Annotated in this window: 24 protein-coding genes; 14 read left to right on the forward strand and 10 right to left on the reverse strand. The window is 57.0% G+C overall.

Annotation, left to right across the window (positions count from 1 at the left end; translation table 11 throughout):
• Window positions 1-62 precede the first annotated feature (62 nt).
• From gsiC to F3J26_RS02480, 3 genes are read left to right on the forward strand one after another with little or no spacing between them, the layout of a single operon-like run.
• Window positions 63-983, forward strand: coding sequence for a glutathione ABC transporter permease GsiC (gene gsiC / locus F3J26_RS02470; RefSeq protein ID WP_166991100.1), 921 nt, complete (start codon window positions 63-65; stop codon window positions 981-983).
• A gap of 2 nt (window positions 984-985) precedes the next feature.
• The gene (gene gsiD, locus F3J26_RS02475; protein WP_008455211.1) at window positions 986-1,897 is read left to right on the forward strand and encodes a glutathione ABC transporter permease GsiD; all 912 of its coding nucleotides are present in this window, start codon (window positions 986-988) and stop codon (window positions 1,895-1,897) included.
• A gap of 36 nt (window positions 1,898-1,933) precedes the next feature.
• On the forward strand, window positions 1,934-2,674 hold the full coding sequence (locus F3J26_RS02480) for a MipA/OmpV family protein (protein WP_166991103.1): 741 nt from the start codon (window positions 1,934-1,936) through the stop codon (window positions 2,672-2,674).
• Window positions 2,675-3,354: 680 nt separating this feature from the next.
• Here the strand turns inward: F3J26_RS02480 and rimO are convergent.
• Window positions 3,355-4,680, reverse strand: a complete 1,326-nt coding sequence (gene rimO / locus F3J26_RS02485; protein ID WP_166991106.1) for a 30S ribosomal protein S12 methylthiotransferase RimO — start codon at window positions 4,678-4,680, stop codon at window positions 3,355-3,357.
• Window positions 4,681-4,923: 243 nt separating this feature from the next.
• On the opposite strand from rimO, the gene F3J26_RS02490 reads away from it, so the two are divergent.
• On the forward strand, window positions 4,924-5,307 hold the full coding sequence (locus F3J26_RS02490; protein WP_166991109.1) for a biofilm formation regulator BssR: 384 nt from the start codon (window positions 4,924-4,926) through the stop codon (window positions 5,305-5,307).
• 111 nt (window positions 5,308-5,418) lie between these two features.
• Window positions 5,419-6,540 (forward strand): PQQ-dependent sugar dehydrogenase, encoded by a 1,122-nt coding sequence (locus F3J26_RS02495; RefSeq protein ID WP_166991112.1) that lies wholly within the window; start codon window positions 5,419-5,421, stop codon window positions 6,538-6,540.
• A 1-nt stretch (window position 6,541) separates the two neighbouring features.
• On the opposite strand, the gene F3J26_RS02500 is transcribed toward F3J26_RS02495, so the two are convergent.
• Window positions 6,542-7,168, reverse strand: coding sequence for a glutathione S-transferase N-terminal domain-containing protein (locus F3J26_RS02500; RefSeq protein WP_166991115.1), 627 nt, complete (start codon window positions 7,166-7,168; stop codon window positions 6,542-6,544).
• Between the two features lie 248 nt (window positions 7,169-7,416).
• Here F3J26_RS02500 and dacC point away from each other — a divergent pair, with 248 nt between their 5' ends.
• Complete coding sequence (gene dacC, locus F3J26_RS02505) at window positions 7,417-8,622, forward strand: serine-type D-Ala-D-Ala carboxypeptidase (protein ID WP_008455204.1); 1,206 nt, start codon at window positions 7,417-7,419, stop codon at window positions 8,620-8,622.
• Between the two features lie 4 nt (window positions 8,623-8,626).
• Here dacC and deoR read toward each other — a convergent pair whose 3' ends face one another.
• The 3 genes from deoR to F3J26_RS02520 all read right to left on the reverse strand — a co-directional run bounded on the left by deoR (window position 8,627) and on the right by F3J26_RS02520 (window position 10,792).
• Window positions 8,627-9,391 carry a DNA-binding transcriptional repressor DeoR gene (gene deoR / locus F3J26_RS02510; protein ID WP_008455203.1) on the reverse strand — a complete coding sequence of 255 codons (765 nt, stop codon included), beginning with the start codon at window positions 9,389-9,391 and terminating at the stop codon, window positions 8,627-8,629.
• Between the two features lie 73 nt (window positions 9,392-9,464).
• On the reverse strand, window positions 9,465-10,073 hold the full coding sequence (ybjG, locus tag F3J26_RS02515; RefSeq protein WP_166992884.1) for an undecaprenyl-diphosphate phosphatase: 609 nt from the start codon (window positions 10,071-10,073) through the stop codon (window positions 9,465-9,467).
• Window positions 10,070-10,792: a phosphatase PAP2 family protein gene (locus tag F3J26_RS02520; RefSeq protein ID WP_166991118.1), complete on the reverse strand. Its 723-nt coding sequence runs from the start codon at window positions 10,790-10,792 to the stop codon at window positions 10,070-10,072. Before F3J26_RS02520 ends, ybjG begins: the two co-directional genes overlap by 4 nt.
• A gap of 193 nt (window positions 10,793-10,985) precedes the next feature.
• On the opposite strand from F3J26_RS02520, the gene F3J26_RS02525 reads away from it, so the two are divergent.
• Complete coding sequence (locus F3J26_RS02525; RefSeq protein ID WP_166991121.1) at window positions 10,986-12,218, forward strand: MFS transporter; 1,233 nt, start codon at window positions 10,986-10,988, stop codon at window positions 12,216-12,218.
• A gap of 37 nt (window positions 12,219-12,255) precedes the next feature.
• On the opposite strand, the gene metG is transcribed toward F3J26_RS02525, so the two are convergent.
• Complete coding sequence (gene metG, locus F3J26_RS02530; RefSeq protein WP_166991124.1) at window positions 12,256-14,292, reverse strand: methionine--tRNA ligase; 2,037 nt, start codon at window positions 14,290-14,292, stop codon at window positions 12,256-12,258.
• Window positions 14,293-14,455: 163 nt separating this feature from the next.
• Between metG and apbC the strand changes: the two genes are divergently transcribed.
• Window positions 14,456-15,568 carry an iron-sulfur cluster carrier protein ApbC gene (apbC, locus tag F3J26_RS02535; protein ID WP_166991127.1) on the forward strand — a complete coding sequence of 371 codons (1,113 nt, stop codon included), beginning with the start codon at window positions 14,456-14,458 and terminating at the stop codon, window positions 15,566-15,568.
• A gap of 65 nt (window positions 15,569-15,633) precedes the next feature.
• Here apbC and F3J26_RS02540 read toward each other — a convergent pair whose 3' ends face one another.
• The gene (locus F3J26_RS02540; RefSeq protein ID WP_008455191.1) at window positions 15,634-16,059 is read right to left on the reverse strand and encodes a GNAT family N-acetyltransferase; all 426 of its coding nucleotides are present in this window, start codon (window positions 16,057-16,059) and stop codon (window positions 15,634-15,636) included.
• A gap of 168 nt (window positions 16,060-16,227) precedes the next feature.
• Here F3J26_RS02540 and F3J26_RS02545 point away from each other — a divergent pair, with 168 nt between their 5' ends.
• The gene (locus tag F3J26_RS02545) at window positions 16,228-16,701 is read left to right on the forward strand and encodes a DUF1456 family protein (protein WP_166991130.1); all 474 of its coding nucleotides are present in this window, start codon (window positions 16,228-16,230) and stop codon (window positions 16,699-16,701) included.
• Window positions 16,702-16,769: 68 nt separating this feature from the next.
• Here the strand turns inward: F3J26_RS02545 and F3J26_RS02550 are convergent, their stop codons facing one another.
• On the reverse strand, window positions 16,770-17,699 hold the full coding sequence (locus F3J26_RS02550; RefSeq protein ID WP_205246340.1) for a LysR family transcriptional regulator: 930 nt from the start codon (window positions 17,697-17,699) through the stop codon (window positions 16,770-16,772).
• Window positions 17,700-17,770: 71 nt separating this feature from the next.
• On the opposite strand from F3J26_RS02550, the gene F3J26_RS02555 reads away from it, so the two are divergent.
• From F3J26_RS02555 to F3J26_RS02565, 3 genes are all read left to right on the forward strand, one after another.
• The gene (locus tag F3J26_RS02555; RefSeq protein ID WP_166991133.1) at window positions 17,771-18,772 is read left to right on the forward strand and encodes an aldo/keto reductase; all 1,002 of its coding nucleotides are present in this window, start codon (window positions 17,771-17,773) and stop codon (window positions 18,770-18,772) included.
• A 70-nt stretch (window positions 18,773-18,842) separates the two neighbouring features.
• Window positions 18,843-20,066 carry an MFS transporter gene (locus F3J26_RS02560; protein ID WP_166872434.1) on the forward strand — a complete coding sequence of 408 codons (1,224 nt, stop codon included), beginning with the start codon at window positions 18,843-18,845 and terminating at the stop codon, window positions 20,064-20,066.
• 10 nt (window positions 20,067-20,076) lie between these two features.
• Window positions 20,077-20,493, forward strand: coding sequence for a GlcG/HbpS family heme-binding protein (locus F3J26_RS02565; protein WP_166991136.1), 417 nt, complete (start codon window positions 20,077-20,079; stop codon window positions 20,491-20,493).
• 40 nt (window positions 20,494-20,533) lie between these two features.
• On the opposite strand, the gene F3J26_RS02570 is transcribed toward F3J26_RS02565, so the two are convergent.
• Complete coding sequence (locus F3J26_RS02570) at window positions 20,534-21,547, reverse strand: LacI family DNA-binding transcriptional regulator (RefSeq protein ID WP_434082307.1); 1,014 nt, start codon at window positions 21,545-21,547, stop codon at window positions 20,534-20,536.
• Window positions 21,548-21,748: 201 nt separating this feature from the next.
• Between F3J26_RS02570 and ascF the strand changes: the two genes are divergently transcribed.
• Window positions 21,749-23,206 (forward strand): PTS cellobiose/arbutin/salicin transporter subunit IIBC, encoded by a 1,458-nt coding sequence (gene ascF / locus F3J26_RS02575; RefSeq protein WP_166991139.1) that lies wholly within the window; start codon window positions 21,749-21,751, stop codon window positions 23,204-23,206.
• A gap of 12 nt (window positions 23,207-23,218) precedes the next feature.
• Complete coding sequence (locus F3J26_RS02580) at window positions 23,219-24,649, forward strand: 6-phospho-beta-glucosidase (protein WP_166991142.1); 1,431 nt, start codon at window positions 23,219-23,221, stop codon at window positions 24,647-24,649.
• Window positions 24,650-24,738: 89 nt separating this feature from the next.
• Here F3J26_RS02580 and F3J26_RS02585 read toward each other — a convergent pair whose 3' ends face one another.
• Window positions 24,739-26,871: a TonB-dependent receptor family protein gene (locus tag F3J26_RS02585; RefSeq protein ID WP_008455176.1), complete on the reverse strand. Its 2,133-nt coding sequence runs from the start codon at window positions 26,869-26,871 to the stop codon at window positions 24,739-24,741.
• Between the last annotated feature and the right edge of the window lie 94 nt (window positions 26,872-26,965).

Raw genomic sequence — 26,965 nt, forward strand, 5'->3', positions numbered from 1 at the left:
GTTGGTGCCTTGTCTCTTGATTCCCTCTCCCCTCAGGGAGAGGGTTAGAGTGAGGGGCTGCGATGTTTAACTATTTCCTCAAACGCCTTTTGGGCCTGATCCCGACGCTGTTCATCGTGGCGGTGCTGGTATTCCTGTTCGTGCATCTGCTGCCCGGCGACCCGGCGCGGCTGATTGCCGGGCCGGAAGCGGATGCCACGGTCATCGAACTTGTTCGCAAACAGCTGGGATTGGATCAACCGCTGTGGCGGCAGTTCCTGCATTACATCACGCACGTCGTGCAGGGGGACTTTGGCACCTCGCTGGTTTCGCGCCGCCCTGTGTCTGAAGAGATTGCCAGCCGCTTTATGCCCACGCTGTGGCTGACGCTGACCAGCATGGCATGGGCGACGCTGTTTGGCCTGGTGACCGGCATTGTGGCCGCCGTCTGGCGCAACCGCTGGCCGGATCGCCTGAGCATGACGATTGCCGTGTCCGGCATTTCATTCCCGGCCTTCGCGCTGGGAATGCTGCTGATGCAGGTTTTCTCGGTTGAGCTGGGCTGGCTGCCTACGGTGGGGGCCGACAGCTGGCAGCACTACATTCTGCCGTCCATTACCCTTGGGGCGGCAGTGGCGGCGGTCATGGCGAGATTCACCCGCGCGTCGTTTGTGGAGGTGCTGCACGAAGATTACATGCGTACCGCCAGGGCGAAAGGCGTGAGCGAAACGCTGATCGTGGTAAAACACGGCCTGCGTAACGCCATGATCCCGGTGATCACCATGATGGGGTTGCAGTTCGGCTTCCTGCTCGGTGGGTCTATTGTGGTGGAAAAAGTGTTTAACTGGCCGGGATTAGGGCGTCTGCTGGTGGATTCAGTGGAGATGCGTGATTACCCGGTTATTCAGGCCGAGGTTCTGCTGTTTTCGCTGGAGTTTATTGTGATCAACTTAGTGGTGGATCTGCTGTATGCCGCCATCAACCCGGCCATCAGGTACAAATAAGGATGCGGCTTTTAAACTGGCGACGCCAGGCCATAGTCAACGCGATGCCCGTGGTACGTGCCGGGCAAATTCGTACCCCGTGGAGCGAGTTTCTGCGGCGTTTTCGCCAGCAGCCCGTGGCGATGACTGCCGGGCTGTTTGTGCTTTTGCTGATAGTGATTGCGCTCATAGCACCGTGGATTGCTCCCTTTGATGCGGAAAACTATTTCGATTACGACAGGCTGAACGACGGGCCGTCGATGCTGCACTGGTTTGGCGTTGATTCGCTCGGGCGGGATATTTTTAGTCGTGTGCTGGTCGGGGCGCAAATCTCGCTGGCCGCTGGCGTCTTTTCGGTGCTTATCGGCGCGCTAATCGGTACCTTCTTTGGCCTGCTGGCGGGCTATTACGAAGGGTGGTGGGACCGCATTATCATGCGAATCTGCGACGTGCTGTTCGCTTTCCCCGGTATTTTGCTGGCAATTGCGGTGGTGGCGGTGATGGGCAGCGGCATGACCAACGTGATTATTGCGGTGGCGATTTTCAGTATTCCGGCCTTTGCCCGCCTGGTGCGCGGCAACACGCTGGTGCTGAAACAGCAAACTTTTATTGAGTCTGCTCGTAGCATTGGTGCCCCGGATGCGACTATCATCTTCCGGCATATTCTGCCGGGAACCGTTTCGTCGATTGTGGTGTATTTCACGATGCGCATCGGGACCTCGATTATTTCCGCCGCAAGTCTGTCATTTCTCGGCCTGGGGGCTCAGCCACCTACGCCGGAGTGGGGCGCTATGTTGAACGAGGCGAGGGCGGATATGGTGATTGCCCCGCATGTGGCTATTTTCCCGAGTCTTGCCATCTTTTTGACCGTGCTGGCGTTCAACTTGCTGGGGGATGGACTGCGGGACGCGCTGGATCCGAAAATTAAAGGCTAAGCTGAGGCAGTAGATTCGTTGCCCTGGAGTGAAGAAATGAGAAAAATAACCGGGGCACTTCTGCTAAGCCCGTTGCTGATTGCCACTGCCTGCCCGGCGGCCAACTGGTCGCTTGGCGCGCAGGGGGGCCTGTATCAAACCCCTTACCAAACCCGGCACCAGCTTCGCTGGGCGCTGCCCTACGTCGGCTACGACGGCAAAACCTGGTACCTCGACGGCACCGAAGCGGGCTATAACTTCATCAATACCGACACGCTGCTGCTGCGCGCTAAAGTCTATTACTACGATACCCTGTATCAGGCAGATACCGGGCAGACGCCCGCGCTGCGGGGGCTGAATAATCGCCATAGCACGATGATGGGCGGCATGACGATGCAATACACCACGCCGATAGGCGCGTTCAGCGCGACAATTGCGGGCGACACGCTGGGCGTCAGCAACGGCCTAACGGCGAATACGGCCTATATTGCAATGGCGCAGTGGGGCAATTTCACGCTGGTGCCGGAAGCGGGAATGGACTTCTCGAATGCGCAAAACACGCGCTATTACTATGGCGTTTCAGAGAAAGAGTCGGCAAAAACGGGCCTTGCGGCATGGCGGCCACAGGGCAGCATAGTGCCTTACGCGCAGCTGGCAATGAACTACGCCTGGACGCCGCTCTGGAACATCTGGGCGCAGTTCACCCAGCGTTTTTATCCGAGTACTATCAGCGACAGCCCAATGGTGAATAAAAATAACCTGCGGGAGTTAACGGTGGGGATGAGCTATACGTTTTAGGCGTGTGTTCAATGGTGATTTCGTATTTAAAAAAACTCTTTCTGAAGGGCTGGATAAGGTTCCGTTCACTTCAAGTCCATCTTTACATGTAGCTACTGAAACGGTGAACGTGTCAGGGGGCATTACGCCATGCCCCCTGACAACCCCCGGCGCCCGGCGAGCTCATCGCCGCTGAAGCGGTAAACCCACCGGCTATCACCCAAACATTCGGGGTCGTTCGCGATTCGTTCCCGACGATCGCTCTCTTTCGCTGTTCCCGACAGCTCAACCCCGCCTGAGTTGGGTCATAGCCGGGGGCGATGAGAGCCGGGAATAAGGGAGTGGCTTGTAGGACTTGCAGCAACGTTAACGTTCCGTGTGGCTGCGGGTTTAAAGCGAGGCACGGTTCCGGCTTAAATCGCCTGCGTTTTCTCTCCGACTGGCCAGGGTCCGGACGTCGGGAACGGCCGGAGGCTGAGAGCGTCGGGAACGCATCTCAGCCGACCCAGGACTGGGAGATAAAACGGAGGTCTGCCGCTTCAGCGGTCGATTTATTTGGCCGGGAGTCCGGGTTCTTAGGGGAGTGACGGTGACTCCCCTAAGACGTTCACCTATGCCGGGTTACATATAAAACAGGGTTGGAAGTGAACGGGATATTCACCGATCTCACAAAGAGCCCTTTGTTATGCAGGACGGGCAAACTAAACCACTGAACCCCACAGATCGTACTCATCCGCGTTTACAACTTTCACACGGACAACGTCGCCTGGTTTCAGCTTGGTTTCGCCATTCAGATAAACCGCGCCGTCGATTTCTGGGGCATCCGCCATGCTGCGGCCGATGGCGCCTTCTTCGTCCACTTCATCCACCATGACCAGAATCTCGCGGCCCACTTTTTCCTGCAGGCGCTCGGCAGAGATTTTCTGCTGCAGCTGCATAAAGCGGTTCCAGCGCTCCTCTTTCACTTCTTCCGGCACCTGGTCAGGCAGCTCGTTAGCGGTTGCGCCGTCAACCGGGCTGTATTTGAAGCAGCCCACGCGATCCAGGCGCGCTTCTTTCAGGAAGTCGAGCAGCATCTCGAAGTCTTCTTCGGTTTCACCCGGGAAGCCGACGATAAAGGTCGAGCGCAGGGTCAGATCCGGGCAGATTTCACGCCACTGCTTGATGCGCTGCAGCTGACGATCCGCAGAACCTGGGCGCTTCATCAGCTTCAGAATACGCGGGCTGGCGTGCTGCAGCGGGATGTCGAGGTACGGCAGAATCTTGCCTTCCGCCATCAGCGGGATCACATCGTCAACGTGTGGATACGGGTAAACGTAGTGCAGGCGAGTCCAGACGCCCAGCTTAGCCAACTGTTCACACAGGCTAACCATGCTGGTTTTGACCGGAGCGCCGTTCCAGAACCCGGTGCGGTGCTTAACGTCCACGCCGTAAGCGGAGGTATCCTGGGAGATCACCAGCAGCTCTTTCACGCCTGCTTCAACCAAACGTTTTGCCTCTGCCAGCACGTCGCCGATTGGGCGGCTGTCCAGATCGCCACGCATGGACGGAATAATGCAGAAGGTGCAGCGATGGTTGCAGCCTTCGGAAATTTTCAGATACGCGTAGTGACGCGGCGTCAGCTTCACGCCCTGTTCCGGCACCAGGCTCAGGAACGGGTTGTGCTGCGGTTTGGGCACGTAATGGTGAACGTGCTGCAGAACCTGCTCGTAGCTGTGTGGGCCGGTGATTTCCAGTACCTTCGGATGCACTTCGCGGATCTGATCTTCTTTTGCACCCAGGCAACCGGTGACAATCACCTTACCGTTTTCATTCAGCGCTTCGCCGATGGCCTCCAGCGATTCCTGGACGGCGCTGTCGATGAAGCCGCAGGTGTTGACGATGACCATGTCGGCGTCGTCATAGCTTGGCACCACGTCATAGCCTTCGGTGCGCAGTTCAGTCAGGATGCGTTCGGAGTCCACGAGGTTTTTCGGGCAGCCGAGGGAGACAAACCCGATACGGGGTTGTTGGGTCACATTGCTCATAGCTTAAAAAGTGTTCAATTATTAGAAAGATTAGGGCAGGGATTCTACAGAGGTTGGGCGGGAATTTGTACTGGAGAATTGCAGTTTGCGTTAGACGTGATTTATTCCGCTTCGGTTTACCCACCGCATACCCCGGCTTGCCCGATAAATAGCATCAAATGCGAAAGATATTCGCTGCGAATCCCCACCCCTTGACCATACTTACTCTGTGGGTTAATGGGTAACCCACGAGGAGGATGCGCTATGTCCGGACGTACGCTCAAACACGACCTGCTGCAAAAGCTGCAGGTCGCGAAGGGGGAGATCGCCGCCTACCTGGCGTTGAGAAAGGCCAAAGGGTATATGTCTATCAGCGAAAGCGAACAGCTGCGGACCCGCTTGCTGGATGTCTGCCACCGGAGCCGCGATGCTGCCTTTGTGCTGCAGGCGAGCCTGGCCGACGATGAAAAAGATGATTTTCGCCATGCCGTTGAGGCGTGTTCATCCGCCGCACTTTGCCTGATGAGCGGGCGTAAAGACTGCCCGCAATACATCGCGGTTGATGCGGCAAAGCTTGAAACCAGCCTGATGCAGCTCACCCGTAGCCTGAATGCACTGGCAGAACGCGGAAAGGCCATTGAAGCCTGACCCGAGCGCGGGGAGTCTGCCAGGCTCCCCGTTCTTAATGTTATGTAAAACCAGGCAGTCGATTATCTCCGGCGGCTACCCTTAAGGAATAGCCAAAACCAGGAGATTGCCATGCCGCCGTTCCCGTCCCGCACGCTTATTGCCGCCGCGCTACTTTTCTCTGCCTCTTATGCCCTGGCTGCCAAAACCAACGTTGAAGTCCTGCAAACCAACCTGCCCCACCCGTGGGCGCTGGACTTTTTACCGGATAACCAGGGCATGTTGATTACCCTGCGTGGCGGGGAGCTGCATCTGTGGCGGCAGGGCAAGGGACTGTCCGCGCCGCTCGGCGGCGTGCCCGTTGTCTGGGCCCACGGACAGGGCGGTTTGCTGGATGTTGTGCTGGCCCCGGACTTTGCCAGTAGCCGCCGCGTGTGGCTTAGCTTTGCCGAAGGCGGCAGCGACAATAAAGCCGGTACTGCCGTCGGGTATGGAACGTTAAGCCGGGATCTGAAGCGGCTGGAAAACTTTAAGGTTGTGTTCCGCCAGACGCCAAAACTCTCCACCGGCAACCATTTCGGCGGACGCATGGCGTTTGACGGGCAAGGCCATGTGTTTATCGCGCTGGGGGAAAACAACGAGCGCGCTACGGCTCAGGATCTCGATAAGCTGCAGGGCAAAGTGGTGCGGCTTAATGCCGATGGTTCCGTCCCGCAGGATAACCCGTTTATAGGCAAACCAGGCGTCCGGCCTGAAATTTGGTCTTACGGGCACCGTAACCCGCAGGGATTAGCCATTAATCCGGCCAACGGGGAGCTGTGGCTAAACGAGCACGGGCCGAAAGGTGGCGATGAAATCAATATCCCGGCAGCCGGGAAAAACTACGGCTGGCCGCTGGCGACCTGGGGCATTAATTACAGCGGGTTTAAGATCCCCGAAGCCAAAGGAGGGGAAGTTGAAGGCACCGAGCAGCCGATTCATTACTGGAAAGTCTCTCCTGCCATAAGCGGCATGGCGTTTTATTCGGCTGACACCTTCCCGCAGTGGAAAGGCAAGTTGTTTATCGGCGCACTCAAAGAAAAGAATCTGATTGAGCTAACGCTGGACGGCGACAAGGTGACGACCGAACAGCGGCTGCTGGGGGATCGTAAAAAGCGTATTCGCGATGTGCGCGTCGGCCCGGACGGCTATCTGTATGTCCTGACCGACGAATCTGATGGCGAGTTGCTAAAAATCAGTCCGGCCGAAGACTAAATCAGGTCAGCGGGATCATCACAATTTTCTTGAACGCCGGGCGCTGGGTCAGTTGCTGATACCAGCGTTGAAGATTTGGCACCGCATCCCACGGAATATCAAGGTTGAGCAGGCTGTAGATTTGCGGGCCGAAGGCGAGGTCGCCCAGGCCAAAGGCTTCGCCACCCAGCCAGGGCTGTTTAGCCAGTTCCGCATCTGCAATCGCAAACAGCTTGTTGCAGGCCACAATGCTTTGCTCAATCAGCTTCCGATCGCGCGCTTCCGGCGGGGTTCTGACCAGGCTGGCGTACACCCCACGGTAGGGGCCAGCGACCGCCGTAGCGGACCAGTCCATCCATTTTTCACCTTTGGCACGTTCCGCCGGGGCATTTACCCACAGCGAATCGCGACCATATTCAGCCGCCAGGTAGCGCACGATGGTGTTGGATTCCCACAGCGTCAGCCCGTGTGCGTCGTCGTGAATGCACGGCACCAGGCCATTCGGGTTCATCGCCAGGTATTCAGCGTCGTGCGTCAGGCCAAATTTCCCGCCCGCGGGCACGGAGCGGTACGGCAGTTGCAGCTCTTCCAGACACCACAGCACTTTCTTCACATTGGTGGAGTTATCTCTGCCCCAAACGGTAATCATGGTGGTTCCTTTTTTTGCAGGTGGACATCGAGTATGCCAGGCTCCGGTCACGAAAACACCACTGTTTGTCAACCGAAGCTAAAAAAAATGGCGTGACGGCGGCAACTCGCGCAGATATCGAATAAACTTAAAAAACTTTACCAACTCTATGTTTCTTTAAGTGGATTCGTGCGTTATTACTCACACCCTGACTTTTGGGTGGCGGTGCGCACCGTGAATTTTTTAAGAATGGATACTCAGGTGGTTTTATGACGATCTTGCAAATGCCTGCAACACTACGTGGTTTAGTCGCAGGGACAACCCTGCTGCTGATGGCGGCTCCTGCGCTAAGCGCTGAGCAGACCGCAGATGCGCCCCAGGTCGATGGCAGAGCCTGGATTTTGATGGATTACGCCAGCGGGAAGGTGCTGGCGGAAGGAAATGCCGACGAAAAGCTCGATCCGGCAAGTCTGACTAAGCTGATGACCAGCTACGTGGTAGGGCAGGCGCTGAAAGCAGGCAAGATTCACCTGACGGATATGGTGACTATCGGGAAAGATGCCTGGGCCACCGGTAACCCGGTGCTGCGCGGCTCTTCGCTGATGTTCCTGAAACCCGGCGATAAAGTCTCGGTGGAAGATCTGAACAAAGGCGTCATTATTCAGTCCGGGAACGACGCCAGCATTGCGATTGCCGACTATGTGGCGGGCAGCCAGGACTCGTTTGTCAGCCTGATGAACAACTACGCGCAGAAGCTCAAGCTCACCAACACCACCTTTAAAACTGTTCACGGCCTGGATGCTCCGGGGCAGTACAGCACCGCGCGCGACATGGCGCTGCTGGGCCAGGCGCTGATCCACGACGTGCCGGACGAGTACGCGGTACACAAAGAGAAAGAGTTCACCTTTAACAATATCAAGCAGCCGAACCGCAACCGCCTGCTGTGGAGTTCCAACCTGAACGTTGACGGCATGAAAACCGGCACCACGGTGGGCGCGGGCTATAATCTTGTCGCGTCGGCAACCTCCGGCGATATGCGCCTGATTTCCGTGGTGCTGGGGACAAAAACTGACCGCATTCGCTTCAACGAGAGCGAAAAGCTGCTGACCTGGGGTTTCCGCTTCTTCGAAACCGTAACGCCAATCAAACCTGACGCGACTTTTGTGACCCAGCGTGTCTGGTTTGGCGATAAGAGCGAAGTCAATCTGGGGGCAGGCGAGGGCGGCTCGGTGACTATTCCCCGTGGCCAGCTGAAAAACCTGAAAGCCAGCTTTACCCTGAATGAACCTCAGCTAACCGCGCCGCTGAAGAAAGGCCAGGCCGTCGGTACCATCGACTTCCTGCTGAACGGCAAATCCATTGAGCAGCGCCCGCTGCTGGTGATGGAGCCGGTTGAAGAGGGCGGCTTCTTCAGCCGCATGTGGGACTTTGTGCTGATGAAGCTCCACGGCTGGTTCGGGAGCTGGTTCTCTTAAGCGCCTACCACGTTAGCGTCAGGTTTTCCGCCGCGGCATAGTCTATAAACTCCGCGGCGGGAGGCCGGTTGGTAATAATCGTATCAAACGCTGTCAGCGGCCCCATGCAGGCGGCGCGAACCTTGCCAAACTTGGTGTCATCCACCACCAGAATATTACGCTGGGCCATGCTCAGCGCCCAATGCTTCACCGCCAGCTCATTCAAATTAAAGCAGGTTGCGCCGTAGCGCAGGTGGACGCCGGCCGCGGATAAAAAGGCGATATCCGGGCAGATATTCCCCAGGCACTCCTGGAAGTTAATCGGATTGAAAATCGCATTGCTGGCGTGAAACTCGCCGCCGCTTAAAATCACCCGGCAGTTCGGCTTCTCCTGCAGCGCCAGAAAAGTGTTGAGGGAATAGCACAGGCCAGTGAAAGGCAGATCGTCGTCAAGGGCGTCAATAATGTAAGGCGTGGTGGTGCCGCAGTCGAAGAACACGGTCTGGCGCGGGCGAACACGCTGCGCGGCGAGCCTGGCGGCGTGGCGTTTCTCTTCAACCTGGCGCGTTTTTTCATCGCTAAGCAGATAGTAGCTGGCCCCGGCGCTGCGAGGCTCCAGCACCACGTATCCCCCCAGCAGAACAACCTGACCCGGTTCGCTGTTAATGTCGCGGCGGATGGTCATTTCGGAGACGCCCAACAGCTGAGCGGCTTCTTTGAGATGAATTTTATCGCTGCGCTTCAGCGCCTGTAGCAGGCGGTTAATACGCTCTTCACGGCGGGTTTCCATAGCGGCCTCTGAACATTAAAAAGCCCCGCTAAGGCAGGGCTTTAGTTAATGCATATTACCTGTGGCGCACAGCTTAGTCACGCACCCAGCCTTTACGGATGGGGAGCGCGAAACAGTAGCGGTAAATCTGATGCAGACGCTGGTGGATTTGCGGCCCGCGCAGGTTCCAGACGATCTGCGACAGCAGACAGGCGCTCATGCCGACCAGCAGGCCGCCGAGCATGTCCAGCGGCCAGTGCACGCCGAGATAGACGCGGGACCAGGCAATCGCGCAGCCGATCGCAAACAGCATCACGCCCGACCAGATGCGGTGCCAGCACAAAAATGCCAGGGCGAAGGTGAAGATTACCGTGCCGTGGTCGCTCGGGAAAGAATCATCCGGCGCATGATGCAGGAAGTTGTAGCCCAGCCCGACCACAAAGGGGCGAGGGTGCGGGAACGCATGACCGATGATCCACGACAGCGCCACGCTAATCACCAGCGCCATGCCGGTTTTGATCACCACCTTGCGCTGGGCCGGCATTTGCTTACGCTGGCCCCACAGCCAGAGCGCGACGATCAGCAGCGGGACGATGCTGATCAGATCCCGGGCGAAGAAGATCGCCAGTTTTATCATCCACTCCGGTGATGACGGGGTGGCATTTATGAGCAAAAACAGATTCTGGTTGAGCGTTTCCATTATGACTTGTCCTGTGCTTTAACTGACCAGGTGGATATCGCGCCGTAAAGCACCACCTGGGTTAACCATACCCACCAACCTGCCCACAGGTTGTGGCTGAAAAAGTGCGCGCCGCGCATCACCTGGCCGTACCCCATTCCCAGGCCGAGAAAAACGCCAAGGCCGAGGAAAAACCACGCCAGACGCGGGCGTTCACGGTAAAACAAAAAAAACAGCGCCATAACGCCAAAGCCGCTGGAAGCATGGCCGCCGGGAAAACATCTTCCTGGCCCGCTGTCTGCCGGAGCGGGGCTGAAAAGCGGGTACGAGGCGGCATTCCCGCCGTACTCCACCAGGCTCCACGGGCAGGAGTGGTGGCTAAACCCTTTCAGGACGCCGACCGTTAATGCCTCAAGCCCGATGAGCAACGCCACTACGACCAGCCGTGGCTGACGACGCCAGAGTCCCCATAGCAGCGCGATAACCCCGCCTGCAATCACCAGGTCCTTTAACAGGCGGTGGTTGAGCAAATCCAGCCGCCGATCGTTTTGCAGCGGAAAACTGTGGCTGGCGGCATCAAACCAGAACCCGGTCAGCCAGCGATCCAGCTCTTCATTCCGGGAAAGCCAGCTAAAAACGGCAGCCAGTATTATCAGGATGCAAAGCTGGAAAAGATAGAAGCGGGACGGTAGTCGGTAAAGCAGTTTTGTCTTATTTACCGTTGGTTTAGGAAAACATTTCATCTTGTAGTTGGCGAAGACCGTACTGACCTTAAATGCATGGCAGCAGAATATTCATCACAGATTAAGAAATCCTTAATAGAATTGAGGTATGATGTGCGCGGCTTTACACCCCGTGCTATTTGTCAGCCGCTGACTACCGCTGGTACGGGCAATTGAATACACTCTGCGCGTTTCTTTATCTTCTGAGTTCCTAATGCAACATAATACGATAGCTAACAAAACGTTAGGCCGTCAGGCGCTGCTGTTCCCGCTCTGCCTGGTGCTCTACGAATTCTCAACTTACATCGGCAATGACATGATCCAGCCGGGCATGCTGGCCGTGGTGGATCAGTTCCAGGCGGGCGTGGAATGGGTGCCGACCTCAATGACGGCTTACCTGGCGGGCGGGATGTTCCTGCAGTGGCTGCTCGGGCCGCTGTCTGACCGTATTGGCCGCCGCCCGGTGATGCTGACCGGCGTAGTCTGGTTTATTGTCACCTGCCTTGCAACGCTGCTGGCCCAGGATATTCAGCAGTTCACCTTCCTGCGTTTCCTGCAGGGCGTCAGCCTGTGCTTTATTGGCGCGGTGGGCTACGCCGCTATTCAGGAGTCGTTCGAAGAGTCGGTTTGCATCAAGATAACCGCGCTGATGGCTAACGTGGCGCTCATCGCGCCGCTGCTTGGGCCGCTGGTGGGTGCAGCGTGGATCCACGTCGCTCCGTGGGAAACGATGTTCGTGCTGTTTGCGCTGCTGGCCGCTATCTCTTTCTTTGGGCTGCACAAGGCGATGCCGGAAACCGCGACGCGTCTTGGCGAAAAGCTTTCGCTGAAAGAACTTGGGCATGACTACAAGCTGGTGCTGAAAAACCTGCGTTTTGTCTCGGGCGCGCTGGCTACGGGCTTTGTAAGCCTGCCGCTGCTGGCGTGGATTGCTCAGTCGCCGGTGATCATCATCAGCGGGGAGAATCTCAGCACTTATGAATACGGTCTGCTGCAGGTACCCATCTTTGGCGCGCTGATCCTCGGTAACCTGGTTCTGGCCAAACTGACGTCCCGGCGCAGCGTGCGCAGCCTGATCATCATGGGCGGCTGGTGGATTGTGCCGGGCCTGATTGTGGCGGCAGTGGCTACGGTGGTTTCTTCTCATGCTTATTTGTGGATGACCGCTGGCCTGAGTCTGTACGCCTTTGGCATCGGCCTGGCGAATGCGGGCCTGGTGCGCCTGACGTTGTTTGCCAGCGAGATGAGTAAAGGCACGGTGTCGGCGGCGATGGGCATGCTGCAAATGCTGATCTTTACCGTCGGTATTGAGCTGAGCAAGCACGCCTACCAGTTCGGCGGCAACGGTCTGTTCAGCCTGTTTAACCTGCTTGGCGGGGTGGTTTGGCTTGGCCTGATGGTGTTGTTCCTGAAGGGTAAAACTGTCGGGCAGGCAAGAGACGCCTAATAAGAAAAAACCCCGGATTTCCGGGGTTTTTTCTCGGTTACTTAACCGCCATGCCGGGCTGAGCACCGCTGTCCGGGCTCAGCAGGAAGATATCTTTCCCGCCAGGACCTGCAGCCATCACCATCCCCTCAGACACGCCAAAGCGCATCTTACGTGGAGCGAGGTTGGCCACCATCACGGTCAGGCGACCTTCCAGCTTAGACGGATCCGGGTAAGCGGGACGAATGCCGGAGAAGACGTTGCGTTTTTCGCCGCCGAGATCCAGCGTCAGGCGCAGCAGCTTGTCGGAGCCGTCCACGAATTCTGCTTTCTCAATCAGCGCAATACGCATATCCACTTTCGCGAAGTCATCAAAGGTGATGGTCTCCTGAATCGGATCGTCAGCCAGCGGGCCGGTTACCGGCGCCGCATTCAGCGCTTTCACTTCTTCTTTAGACGCTTCCACCAGGGCTTCCACCTGTTTGGTTTCGATGCGGTTATACAGCGCCTTGAAGCTGTTTACCTTGTGGTTCAGCAGCGGCGTAGCGATGCTGTCCCAGCTCAGTTCAGCATTCAGGAAGGCTTCTGTACGCTCGGTGAGCGACGGCAGAACCGGCTTCAGGTAGGTCATTAGCACACGGAACAGGTTGATGCCCATAGAGCAAATGGCCTGCAGATCGGCATCGCGACCTTCCTGCTTAGCCACCACCCACGGAGCCTGCTCGTCCACGTAGCGGTTAGCAATGTCCGCCAGCGCCATGATTTCGCGAATAGCACGGCCGAATTCGCGGCTGTCCCACGCTTCGCCGATGCTTTCTGCCGCGTCGGTGAAGGTTTGATACAGCTCTGCATCGGCAATCTCTGCGGCCAGCACGCCGTCAAAACGCTTGGCGATGAAGCCGGCGTTACGGGACGCCAGGTTAACCACTTTGTTGACGATGTCGCTGTTCACGCGCTGCACGAAGTCTTCCAGGTTCAGGTCGATATCGTCGATGCGGGAAGAGAGCTTCGCGGTGTAGTAGTAGCGCAGGCTGTCGGCGTCAAAGTGGTTCAGCCAGGTGCTGGCTTTGATAAAGGTGCCGCGAGACTTGGACATCTTCGCGCCGTTAACCGTCACATAGCCGTGAACAAACAGGTTAGTTGGCTTGCGGAAGTTGCTGCCTTCGAGCATGGCCGGCCAGAACAGGCTGTGGAAGTACACGATGTCTTTGCCGATGAAATGATACAGCTCGGTCGTAGAATCTTTCTTCCAGTATTCGTCGAAGCTGGTGGTGTCGCCGCGCTTGTCGCACAGGTTCTTAAAGGAGCCCATGTAGCCGATTGGCGCATCCAGCCAGACGTAGAAATATTTGCCCGGTGCGTTCGGAATTTCGAAGCCGAAGTATGGTGCATCGCGGGAGATGTCCCACTGCTGCAGGCCAGATTCGAACCACTCCTGCATCTTGTTCGCCACCTGCTCCTGCAGCGCGCCGCTGCGGGTCCACGCCTGCAGCATTTCGCTGAAGGAGGGCAGGTCGAAGAAGAAGTGCTCGGAATCACGCATTTCAGGCGTCGCGCCGGACACCACGGATTTTGGATCGATAAGCTCAGTTGGGCTGTAGGTGGAGCCGCACACTTCGCAGTTATCGCCGTACTGATCCGGGGCTTTACATTTCGGGCAGGTGCCTTTGACAAAACGGTCCGGCAGGAACATGCCTTTTTCCGGATCGTAGAGCTGAAAGATAGTGCGGTTTTTAATAAAACCGTTCTCTTTCAGGCGGCCATAAATCAGCTCCGACAGCTCGCGGTTTTCGTCGCTGTGGGTGGAATGATAGTTATCATAGCTGATGTTAAAGCCTGCAAAATCAGTCTGATGCTCCTGACTCATTTCGGCAATCATCTGCTCTGGGGTGATACCCAGCTGCTGCGCTTTCAGCATGATAGGCGTGCCGTGGGCGTCGTCTGCGCAGATGAAGTTAACCTCGTTGCCGCGCATTCGTTGGTAACGGACCCAGACATCAGCCTGAATATGCTCCAGCATGTGACCGAGGTGGATTGAGCCGTTTGCGTACGGCAGGGCGCACGTTACCAATATTTTCTTCGCGGGTTGAGTCATAGTGGGAATTGCATCTTCTGATTTTAAAAAAGGGGACTTGATATTACCGGATTGGCAATTGTTTAGTAACCCCAAAGCCCGCAATAACCGTATATGAATCGGTGGTGTGGTTTCTGGTATGCTTAGCGGATTGCAATGTCCGATAAAAACATAAGGAGTCGGGATGAATTCGCAATCCCCGTCCAGCAAGTCCCCGGAACAGCTACGCGCGATGGTTGCCGGGACCCTGGCTAATTTTCAGCACCCTACCTTGAAACACAACCTCACCGCGCTGAAAACGCTGCACCATGTCGCCATGCTTGACGACACGCTGCACGTTGAGCTGCAGATGCCGTTCGCCTGGCAAAGCGGATTTGACGCCCTGAAAGAGACCTGCAGTTCAGACCTGCTGCGGATCACCGGCGCGAAAGCAGTAGACTGGAAGCTAGGCCATCACATCGCCACGCTGAAGCGAGTGAAAAACCAGCCCGGCATTAACGGCGTTAAAAATATTATTGCCGTCAGCTCCGGCAAAGGCGGGGTGGGGAAATCAACCACCGCGGTAAACATGGCGCTGGCGCTGGCGGCCGAAGGGGCCAAAGTCGGCATTCTGGATGCCGATATTTACGGCCCGTCGATCCCAACCATGCTGGGAGCTGAACACGAGCGCCCAACGTCCCCGGACGGCAAGCACATGGCGCCGATCGTGGCGCACGGCCTGGCAACTAACTCGATCGGTTACCTCGTCACCGACGAAAATGCCATGGTGTGGCGCGGCCCGATGGCCAGCAAAGCGCTGATGCAAATGCTGCAGGAAACCCTGTGGCCGGATCTGGACTACCTGGTGATCGATATGCCGCCGGGCACCGGTGACATTCAGCTGACGCTGGCGCAAAACATTCCGGTTACCGGGGCGATGGTCGTGACCACGCCGCAGGACATCGCGCTGATCGACGCCCGTAAAGGGATCGTGATGTTCGAGAAAGTTGAGGTGCCAGTGGTTGGCATTGTCGAGAATATGAGTATTCATATCTGCAGCAACTGCGGTCACCAGGAGCCGATTTTCGGCACCGGCGGCGCGGAGAAGCTGGCGCAGCAGTATCACACCACGCTGCTGGGGCAGTTGCCGCTGCACATTACCCTGCGTGAAGACCTCGACGCCGGTAAGCCGACGGTCATTAATCGCCCGGAAAGCGACATCACTACGCTGTACCGCGACCTGGCGGGGCGCGTGGCGGCCCAGCTCTACTGGAACGGAGACGTGATCCCTAGCGAGATCGCCTTCAGAGCGGTGTAAAAACTTAGCCGTAGCTCCGTTTCTTGTTTCCCCTCTCCCTCTGGGAGAGGGCCGGGGTGAGGGAGCTACCTCAACACAAAATGCATCAAATAGTATTCACCGTCCGGCCCCTCTCCCGGAGCCTCAATATGCCAGCCGTTACGCCGATAAAACTCAATCGCGTGTTCATTTCTCGCCAGGCACTTTAGCGAACCCGTAGCGGTAAATTCACTCTGCACTTTCTTCAGCAGCGCCTTTCCCGCGCCCGTTCCCTGATGTTCCGGGCTGACGAACAGGTTATGCAGGAAGTTATCCTGCACCCAGACGGAAGCGAAGCCGATGCGGTGGCCGTTATCTTCGGCTACCCAGATGCGTTCATCCTGAGTGGCGCTGTCAAAGTCTTCGAGCTGCCAGGCGCTGCCGTCGAGCCAGGGCCAGGCTTTGCGGCGGGCGTGAAGGTAAAGGGTGCGTAAGAAGGGACGATCGGATTCTTGCCAAAGTCGTAGGATCAAATGATTGCCTTTTAGGATGAAAGTTAGCCCATTGAGTCTACCCTTAAGCCTGAAGAGTGCCAATTCACCGCCGGTAAATTTAGCTCCGGCGGACAAATCCGCGCGGTTTTTGTTACAACGCGTTCGCTTCTCTATATACTGCCCGCTTTTGAGCCCTGAGATTGCCCCATGTTGAATAATGACGTACTGCTTAGCGTTCGCTACATGCTGAACCTGAATAACGATGGAATCGTTAAGATCCTTGCCCTGACCGGCACCGACGTCCCTGCGGAACAGATTGCTCCGTGGTTAAAGAAAGAAGACGAAGAAGGCTTTAAAGCCTGCCCGGATCTGATCATGGCGAACTTTCTTAACGGTTTGATCTACTTCAAACGCGGCAAAGACGAAAGCAAGCCGGAGCCGAAGCTTGAGCGTCGGATGACCAACAACATTATTCTGAAAAAGCTGCGTATCGCCTTTGAGCTGAAGTCTGACGACGTGCTGGAGATCCTGACCGCCCAGCAGTTCCGCATTTCTATGCCGGAAATTACCGCCATGATGCGTAACCCGGATCATAAAAACTACCGCGAGTGCGGCGATCAGTTCCTGCGCTACTTCCTGCGTGGTCTGACTCAGCGCCTGAAGCCAGCGAAAGCGGAATAAGACGTTGGGCGGGTGAGCGCCTCTCACCCGCTTCATAACTAGTCGTTGTTTCTTCTACCCGATAAAAATCAGTACAGCGTGGCCTCCCGCATCATCTCGATAAGTCTCCGCAAGCCGGGATGGAGCTGCCTGCGGCTGGGGTAATACATCACCATAGGTTCATCTTCACACACCCACTCCGGAATAACCTGCACCAGCTGCCCGCTTTCCAGCAACGGCCGCACTCGCACATTCAGGCAATAAGCCAGCCCGAAGCCGTTCAGGGCGGTATCAATGATCATTTCGCTTTCATTGAGGATCAGCGAGCCGGGTACATCCAGCGCCAGCGCCTCTTTGCCCCGGTTAAGCTCCCATTTATACAGCGTGCCGTTGCCGAGCCGCATCCGGATGCACTGGTGCTGAAAGAGATCGTCCGGGTGGTTCAGTGGGAGGTGCGCGGTAGAGGTTAAATACTGCGGTGAGGCCACCACAATCCACCTAAGCTTACGCGTCACGGGCATCGCAATCATGTCTTTAGGGACGCTCTCCCCGTAGCGAATCCCGGCGTCGTAGCCGCTGCCGATAATATCAACCAGCGTGTTATCGACGGTAATCTCCATCTGCAGCCGGGGGTACATCGCCATAAATTTTGCCAGTACGGGCGCAAACAGCAGCTGGGCGGCGTCTCGCGGGATATTGATCCGCAGCCGTCCGACCGGGGATTCGCGGTAATGATCCAGCTCATCAAGCGCCATACGGATATGGGAAAACCCCGTTTCCAGATGCCCAAGCAGCGCTTCACCGGCGTCGGTAGGCACAACGGAGCGGCTGGTGCGGTTGAGCAGGCGCACCCCAAGTCGCTCCTCCAGACCGCGCATCGTGTGGCTTAGCGCAGAGGTAGACACGCCCAGCTCAGAGGCGGCGAGGCGGAAGCTTTTCCGGCGGCAGATGGTCAAAAAAACGTTGAGATCGGCGAGTTCGCCACGGACCGGAACCGGCATAAAAGGGGCCTCTGTCATCAAGGGTTCGATGAAATTAATTCAACTTAACATGAGTTACAATTGGTTCACAGAACAGACAGGGGTAAATCATGGCAATCGAAACAATTCACATCGCGGGCATCTCTGAGCCCGTCAGCCGTATCGGCCTGGGCACGTGGGCCATTGGCGGCAGCATGTGGGGCGGCAGCCACGACGGGCAGTCGATAGCGACGCTGCACGAGGCGCTGGAGCGCGGCATCAACCTTATTGATACCGCGCCGGTGTACGGCTTTGGGCATTCCGAAGAGGTGGTGGGCAAAGCGCTGGTGGGCCGCCGGGACAAGGCGATTATTGCCACCAAAGTGGCGCTGGACTGGGACGACGCCGGGCGGGTGACGCGTTATTCCACGCCGCAGCGCATTCGTCAGGAAATTGAAGATTCGCTTCGCCGCCTGCAAACGGATTATATCGACCTGTACCAGGTACACTGGCCGGACGATTTAGTGGCGATAGACGAAACCGCGCGCGTGCTGGAAACGCTGCATCAGCAGGGGAAATTCCGCGCCCTCGGCGTCAGCAACTATTCCCCAGCGCAAATGGACAGATTCCGCAGCGCCGCGCCGCTGGCAACCATGCAGCCACCGCTCAACCTGTTTGAACGCTGCGCGACAGAAACGGACCTTCTGCCCTATGCGAAATACCATCAGATGGTGGTGCTGGCCTACGGCGCGATTTGCCGGGGCTTGCTGTCCGGTCGCATGACGCCGGAAACCGCGTTTGGCGAAGGCGACCTGCGCAGCTTTGATCCGAAATTCCAGCCGCCGCGCTTTGCGCAGTATCTGGGCGCAGTCGAAACATTGAAAGCGTTTGCTGCAGAGCGTTACGGCAAGAGCGTGATGGCCCTGGCACTGCGCTGGGTGCTGGATGCCGGCCCAACCATTGCGCTGTGGGGCGCTCGTCGTCCTGAACAGCTCAACGGGGTGGAAGACGTGTCCGGCTGGACGTTGACCGCCGAAGACAAATGCGATATTGATCACATTTTAGCCAGGCATATTAGCACCCCGCTGGGGGCCGAATTTATGGCACCTCCGCACCGGAAAACATCGCTTTAGTTCTCTCCCGCGCCCCGCTGAATCGCGCCGGGGCGTATTTTGTTGTTCACCTGCACAAGTCAAAAAAACTATGTCATCACTGAATGAACAAACCCTGGAACAGGGGGCCGAGACGGTTTCCCTGTCGCGAGCGGGGCTGCTAAAAGCGCTGTTCGCGCTCGGCATGGGCGGCTTCGCCATCGGTACCGGCGAATTCGTCATCATGGGACTGCTACCCGATGCCGCAAACGGGCTGCACGTTTCTATTCCTTCTGCAGGCCACCTGATCAGCATTTATGCGCTGGGCGTGGTGGTTGGCGCTCCGCTGCTGGCGGTGCTGGGTGCCCGCATGGCGAGGCGTGACTTTCTGATTGCCCTGATGGCGATGTTTGCCGTTGGCAACCTGTTGAGCGCTTTTGCACCAGGCTATTACTCCATGATGCTGGCGCGCTTCCTGGCCGGTTTCCCGCACGGCACGTTCTTTGGCGTCGCGGCTTTGCTGGCGGCAAGCCTTGTGGAGCGTTCGAAGCGGGCGCAGGCGGTGTCGATGGTGCTGCTCGGCCTGACGATAGCCAACTTACTGGGCGTGCCCGCCGTGGCGGCCATTGGGCAGCTATTCGGCTGGCGCAGCGCGTTTGCTATCGTGGGCGGGCTTGCCGTGCTGACGCTGATTCTGGTGTGGATCTGGGTACCGTGGCATGCCGGGGATAAAGACGCCAGCCCTCTGCGTGAGCTGACCGCGTTGACCCGCAAGCAGGTGCTGCTGACGCTGGCTATCGGCGCGATTGGCAGCGGCGGAATGTTCTCCGTCTTCAGCTACGTTAAGCCAACGATGCTGGAGCTGGCGCACCAGTCGGTAGGCATGATCCCGGTGATCCTGTCGATGTTCGGCCTGGGCATGATTGTCGGCAATATCGTCGGCGGCCGCCTGGCGGATCGCGGGCTGGAGAAAACCGTTCGCCTGCTGCTGATTTGGGCGATTCTGGTGCTCAGCGCTTACGTTTACACCTCGCACTATCCGTGGCTGGGCGCGGTCACCGTGATGCTGGTGGGCACAATGGTGTCGCTTTCTTCGGTGCTGCAAATTCGCCTGATGGACGTGGCCGGCGACGCGCAAACTATGGCGGCGGCGATGAACCACTCGGCGTTCAACATTGCCAACGCGTTAGGCGCCTGGCTTGGTGGGGTGACCATTTCCGCAGGCTTTGGCTGGGAGTCCACCGGCTGGGTTGGGGCAATTCTGGCGGTATTTGGCCTGCTGATCCACACCTGGGCGGTTATTGACGCCAAAAAACATCCGCCGTTAGCACATTGAGGTTTTCATCGTGACAGTCAGTTTAGTGCTTGCAGAAGCGCTGATCGCCGGCGTCAAAACGGCGGTGGAGGCCCACAGCTTTCCTCCTGTTTCCGTGGTGGTGCTGGACAGCGGCGGCCACCTAACGGCCTTTGCCCGCATGGACGGGACATTCCTGGCCACCATTGATATCGCCATTCGCAAAGCGCGTACGGCGGTGCTGTTCCAGGCCAATAGCGAAGATGTCGGCGCTAATTTGCACCCGAACGGTCCGGCGTATTCGCTGGAGAACAGCAACGGTGGGCTGGTGGGCATTGACGGCGGTATCCCGCTGCGCAACGCGGAGGGCGCGGTTATTGGCGCGATTGGCGTGTCGGGTGCGACAAAAGAGCAGGATGGGCAAATCGCTGCCTTTGCCGTAGAAGCGGTGTTTGGCCGCCGAGCGTAATGACAGAAAAGGAGCGAAATTCGCTCCTTTTTCTTTTACCCTATTTTGGCTGAAAATACGGTCCTTTCGTCACAGAATCGCGCACGATCATCTCAGAACTGTACAAGTTATCCCGTGAGAAATAGCCGCCGTCCAGCATCGCCGTCAGGCGGTTAATCACTTCATGGATCATCTCGCTCACCGGCTCTTTCACGCTCGACAGCGGCGGGGTGAGAAAAGCCCCGGTCGGGACATTATCAAAGCCAATAACCGACACATCGCGCGGCACCGACAGGCCCGACTGGCCGAGTCTGCTGATAGCGCCGATGGCCATGTCATCGTTGCTGGCGACCAGGGCGCTAAAATCTAGTTTCGCTGAGAGCAGCGTTTCTACCGCCGCCGACCCGCTGGCAGGCGTCCATTTTCCGGTGGCGATAAGCTCGTCCCGGACCGGCAGCCCGGCCTGCTCCAGCGCTTCGCGGTAGCCAGACAGACGCTCTCTCGCCGTGGGGGAGTCGAGGACGCCGGTGATAAAGGCGATATCCCGATGGCCCTGGTCAATCAGGTAGCGCGTGGCCTTGAAGCTGGAGCCTTTGTGATCGCAGCAAATGCAGTGGCTCTGGTGTTTACGCAGCTTGCGGTTCATCACCATGATCGGCTGCTTATGCTGCTCAATCAGCGCATCCATCTCATCCACGCTTAAAAAACGCGGGTAAATGATCACCGCGTCGCAGTGCAAATCGAGCAGAAACTGCACGGCAGCCTGCTCTTCCTGAGCGCTGTGTTTGCCGTCGACCAAAATCAGCTGCCGCCCGCTGGCTTCGAGCTTTAGCGCAGCCTGGGAAAGCAGTTCGCTAAAATAGTTCCCGCTGTACAACGTGTTGGTCACCACCAGGCCGATGTAGCCTGATTTGCTGGTCGCCAGATTGCGTGCCAGCAGATTAGGGCGATATCCCGTTTCCTGAATGGCCTGGTACACCTGCGTTTTAGTGGCCTCGCTCACGTAGCCCTTGCCCGACAACACGCGCGAAACGGTCGCCTTTGATACGCCTGCTTTTTTCGCCACTTCCTGCATCGTCGACATAAAGGCTTCTCGTAAGTTCGTCATTTCTGACCATTTTACACTTTTCGCGGCCAGGGCGCAGCGTAGCCTGTATTTCGATGTAAATCACAAAAATCGATCTCAATAAAAATAATCATTGTTATCTAATTTTCAACTACACATGATTATGTGGAACCGGTTACCTACAAAATCATAACAAGAGAGTTTCACCTCATGGCTAACAAGTACGAGGCAGTATCCCGACAGATTGTTGAGGCTTTAGGCGGCGCGGAAAACGTGGTGGCGGTAACCCATTGCATGACGCGGCTGCGCTTTGTATTACAGGACGATGCAAGGGTGGACATTGCCCGGCTGAAGGCCATTTCCGGCGTGCTGGGCGTGGTGAAAAACGACCAGCAATGTCAGGTCATTATCGGTAACACGGTGTCTCAGGCCTACGCTGAAGTGCTGAAACATCTCCCCGAAGGGGCTGGCGACAGGCCGCAGGCGGCAAAGGGCAAACTGACCCTGAAACGCATCGGCGCGGGCATCCTGGATGCGCTGATTGGCACCATGTCGCCGCTTATCCCGGCGATTATCGGCGGCTCGATGGTGAAGCTGCTGGCGATGATCCTCGCGATGACCGGAGTATTTGAAACGACCTCCTTGACGCTTACCATTCTTAACCTCATCGGCGACGGCGCTTTCTTTTTCCTGCCGGTGATGGTGGCGGCTTCTGCCGCCGTGAAATTTAAAACCAACATGTCGCTGGCGATTGCTATCGCCGGGGTGCTGGTACATCCGGCCTTTATTGACCTGATGGCGAAGGCGGCCCAGGGGCAGGCGGTTGATTTTATGGGCATACCCGTCACCGCCGTGAAATACACCTACACCGTGATCCCCGCGCTGGTGATGACCTGGCTGCTGTCGTACATCGAAAAAGGCGTGGATCGCATTACGCCAGCGGTGACCAAAAACTTCCTCAAGCCGATGCTGATTGTGCTGGTTTCCGCGCCGATAGCGATTTTACTGATTGGGCCGTTAGGTATCTGGATTGGCAGCGGGATCTCCTCGCTGGTGTACACCGTTCACGGTTATCTGGGCTGGCTTTCCGTCGCCATCATGGGGGCTATCTGGCCGCTGCTGGTGATGACCGGCATGCACCGCGTGTTTACGCCAACGATTATCCAGACCATCGCCGAAACAGGCAAAGAAGGCATGGTTATGCCGTCGGAAATTGGCGCTAACCTGTCCCTCGGCGGGTCGTCTTTGGCCGTCGCCTGGCGAACGAAAAACCCTGAACTGCGTCAGACGGCGCTTGCTGCCGCAGCCTCAGCAATCGTGGCTGGCATTTCAGAGCCTGCGCTTTACGGCGTCGCGGTGCGGCTGAAACGCCCGCTGGTTGCCTGCCTTATCAGCGGTTTTATTTGCGGTGCCGTCGCCGGTATTGGCGGGCTCGCCAGCCATTCCATGGCTTCACCGGGGCTGTTCACCAGCGTGCAGTTCTTCGATCCTGCCAACCCGATGAGCATCGTTTGGGTGGGGGCGGTGATGATTCTGGCCGTGGTGCTGTCGTTTATTACTACGCTTATTCTCGGCTTTGACGATATTCCCGTCGAGGAGCCGAAAGCCAAAGAGCAGGGCAGCAGCACGGCGTTTGTACGACCAGATAATGCAGTAAAAACACTTTAAGCAGAGGTAAGCATGGCTGAGACAGTTTTTCCAAAAGGATTTTTGTGGGGCGGCGCTATCGCGGCTAATCAGGCTGAGGGCGCGTACCAGGCCGGCGGCAAGGGGTTAAGCACCGTCGATATGATCCCCCATGGCGACAACCGCCTTGGGGTAAAGCTCGGGGTGGAAAAGCGGTTTGCGCTGCGCGACGATGAATTTTACCCGAGCCACGAGGCCATAGATTTTTACCATCGCTATAAAGACGACATCGCGCTGCTGGCAGAAATGGGCTTCACCGTTTTCCGAACCTCCATTGCGTGGAGCCGTATCTTCCCCAAAGGGGATGAAACGACGCCGAACCCGGAAGGGATCGCGTTCTACCGCGACCTGTTTGCCGAGTGCAAGAAATACAACATCGAACCGCTGGTAACGCTGTGTCACTTCGATGTGCCGATGCACCTGGTGCAGGAATACGGCTCATGGCGCAACCGTAAAATGGTGGAGTTTTTCAGCCGCTACGCGCGCACCTGCTTTGAGGCGTTTGACGGCCTGGTGAAATACTGGCTTACCTTCAATGAAATCAACATCATGTTGCACAGCCCGTTCTCTGGCGCGGGGCTGGTCTTTGAAGCTGGCGATAACAAAGAGCAGGTGATGTACCAGGCCGCGCACCACGAGCTGGTGGCCAGCGCGCTGGTCACTAAAATCGCCCATCAGGTTAACCCGGTAAATCAGGTTGGTTGCATGCTGGCGGGGGGGAACTTCTACCCGTACAGCTGCAAGCCGGAGGACGTTTGGGCGGCGCTCGAGAAAGACCGCGAGAATCTGTTCTTTATTGACGTGCAGGCGCGCGGCGCTTATCCCGCTTACGCGGCACGAATGTTCCGTGAGAAAGGGATTGAGATTGTCACCGAGCCTGGCGACGACGAGATCCTGAAGAACACCGTCGATTTTGTCTCCTTCAGCTATTACGCCTCGCGCTGCGCTTCGGCAGACATGAACGAGGGGAATACCAACCCGGCTAACATCATTAAATCGCTCAAGAATCCGCACATTACTTTCAGCCAGTGGGGCTGGGGCATCGACCCGCTCGGCCTGCGTATCACCATGAACATGATGTACGACCGCTACCAGAAACCGCTGTTCCTGGTAGAGAACGGGCTGGGCGCGAAGGACGAGGTGAATGCCGACGGGGAAATCAATGATGAGTACCGCATCAGCTATCTGCGGGAACACATTAAAGCTATGGGTGAGGCAATTGAGGACGGTATTCCGGTCATGGGCTACACCTCGTGGGGCTGCATTGACCTGGTGTCAGCGTCAACCGGTGAGATGAGCAAACGCTACGGCTTTGTGTATGTCGATCGTGATGATGAAGGGCAGGGAACGCTGGCGCGCACGCCGAAGAAGTCGTTCTACTGGTATAAGAAGGTGATTGCCAGTAACGGCGGGGATCTGGCGTAATTTTCCCCTCTCTCTCCCCAGAAGGCAGGGGAGAAATACCGTTTTATCCCCTCTCCCTTTTAGGGAGAGGGTTAGGGTGAGGGTCGTTATCAGAACGCCATCGAAGCCTGTACGAAGTAGGTACGCGGCTCACCTACGTATTTCCCGGAGTTATTGTCATTCGAACGCGTGTAATAACGCTGATCGAACAGGTTTTTAATCCCGGCACCCAGCTTCAGGTGAGACAGCGACGGCCCAAAGTCGTACTCGCCGCGCATATTCCACACCATATAGCCTGCGATATTACCAAACTGCCCGTCCGCGCTTTCGTCGGTGATGTAGTTCGGCCCGGTACCCGGAGAGCTCTGTTTAGACTGTGCAAAACTGTCCAGATTCCATACCCAGTTACCGGTCGCGTAGCGGGTGCCCACGGTGTACACCTGGCGAGAGTAGAACGGCAGATCTTTCCCGGCGAAGTCCCCTTTGTCACTGGTGGCTTTGGTGTAGGTGTACGTGGTGTAAACGCTCACGCCGTCCAGTGCGCGGTCGACTTCGCTTAGATCGTAATTTAGCGCCAGTTCAAGGCCCTGGTGTTTGGTTGCACCGAGGTTCGTCCAGCCCACAATGTTGTTGATGTACTGCAGCTGATCGTCGAAGTCGATGTAGAACAGCGTCGCTTCAGCCTTCAGCGCGGTGTCGTCATAACGGGTACCGAACTCATAGGTATGCGCTTTTTCCGGGGTCAGGCCGGCTGCCGGCTGATTGCCGCTGCCGCCGCGGGTCAGCTGGAAGTACTGCATACTGCCGAAGGAGGTGCTGGCGTTGGCGAACAGTTTCCAGGCATCAGACATATGGTACATCACGCTGATAGAAGGCAGCGGCTGGCTGTAGGTCTTCTCGCGATCGATGTTCTGGAAGGAGTCGCTGGTGTGCGTTTTGATGCTTTCATAGCGCAGACCCGGCGTAATCGTCCAGTCGCTGACGTTGATGGCATCATCAATATAGAAAGCGTTCGCTGCAGTACCGCCCGAGCTGTGCTGGTAGTACTCGGTCATGTCCGGTTTGGTGAAGGTTGTCGCAGGATCATACGCTTTTGGCGTGCGGTAACCTTTCTCGTCCGACGTTTCGTTCAGGTAGCGGTAGCCCAGGGTGACTTCATGAGACATATCCCAGAAGCGGAACAGCTGAGAATAGGTTGGCTCAATCGCCCAGGTGGAGTAGTTGCGAGGCGCTGAGTTCAGGGTACGTTTGTTGCCCTTGAAATACTCCAGATCGCTGCTGCGGTAGCTGTCGGTAAAGTAGGTCAGGACTTCCAGCTTTTTATCGTCTTCTGTGTGCTTATATTTGAAGGACATATCCTTGCGGCGGCCTTCAAAGCTGTCCCAGCGGCGGTCCGACTGGAACGGATCTTTTGCATACTGTGCGGTCGTCAGGCCGCCTGGCATACCTGACTGGGCTTCGTAATAGTGGAAGTTAGCCTGCAGCTCATCGCGATCGGTGAAGTTGTACTTGGTCTTCAGCATGAAATCGTCGATGTCGGTATTGTCGTTGCTTTCACGGTAGCCCTGGCCGTGCAGGCCGGAGTAGAGCAGTTCTGCACCAAAGCCGTTATCCGCCGTGCCGCCCACGGACGCGCTGGTCAGCGTTTTCAGGCCACCGTGGCTGGCGCCCTGGGTCTGCGCGCTGACGGTGCCGCCAAACTCTTTCGGAATGTCGCGAGTAACAAAGTTAATCACGCCGCCAACGTTTTGCGGCCCATAACGCACTGCGCCGCCGCCTCGAACCACGTCAACGGACTGAATGTTGCCCATGCCCAGCGGCGCCATGGAAAGCTGTGGCTGGCCGTAAGGGGCAACCGCGAGCGGCACGCCGTCCATCAGGATGGTTGAACGTGGGGACAGGCGAGAAGTCAGGCCGCGCACGCCAACGTTAAGGGAAATGTCGCTGCCGCCGGTGCCGTTGCTGTCACGCACCTGCACGCCCGGAATGCCTTTTAGCGCATCGGCTAGCGTCTCTGAACCTTGCTCACGAAGCTGCTGATCTGTAACGATCGAGCGTGCGCCGGGGTGGTTAAGCAGCACGGTGCTGGTGTCTGGGTTATCGAGCCAGTTGCCGACGACGGTAATGTCGTCAGCTTTTTTATCTGCGGGAGCTTTATCTGTTTGTGTGTTATCAGCGGCGAGCGCTGGCAGCGCAAATGCTATCGCGCTTGCCAGGAGAGAGACACGAAAAAGGGGGCGCATCATCATTCCTATAGAATTATGGGTTTGTCGTTATGAGTTTTTTTGGAAATGACAATCTTAATGATAATTATTTTCAAGTAAATAGTTTTGTTGC

The organism is Enterobacter sp. Ap-867 (genome assembly GCF_011752855.1).
Lineage (GTDB): Bacteria > Pseudomonadota > Gammaproteobacteria > Enterobacterales > Enterobacteriaceae > Cedecea.